This window comes from Paraburkholderia sp. SIMBA_030 (genome assembly GCF_046535245.1).
Taxonomy (GTDB): domain Bacteria; phylum Pseudomonadota; class Gammaproteobacteria; order Burkholderiales; family Burkholderiaceae; genus Paraburkholderia.
In genome coordinates this window covers 1-229 of record NZ_JAWRXB010001836.1, presented here as the reverse complement: position 1 = coordinate 229, position 229 = coordinate 1, and the positions used below count along the sequence as shown (strand labels likewise).

1 protein-coding gene is annotated in these 229 nt (G+C 34.5%); it reads right to left on the bottom strand.

Going from position 1 to position 229, the window contains the following annotated elements; genetic code table 11:
- Positions 1-229, bottom strand: a 229-nt coding sequence (locus tag SB772_RS46330; RefSeq protein ID WP_410839309.1) for a hypothetical protein, incomplete at both ends; no start/stop codon positions are given.

Sequence of the window (229 nt, the reverse complement as noted above, 5' to 3'; positions counted from 1 at the left end):
CACTGTTGGAGCACCAGCTCCTTTTTTCACAACAATCCCTACACCTAAATCTTCAGCAGAAACCAATGAAGAGGCTTTCATCTGTACATATACTTCATAAATCCCATTATGCGGTGCGGTGAATGTGTTATTGGATATATCAAAATCATTATGCTCGTCTATAATTGTATTATCAAATATGATTTTTAACCAATTGGTAATTCCTGAAACAGTTAATAAAATGGTACTG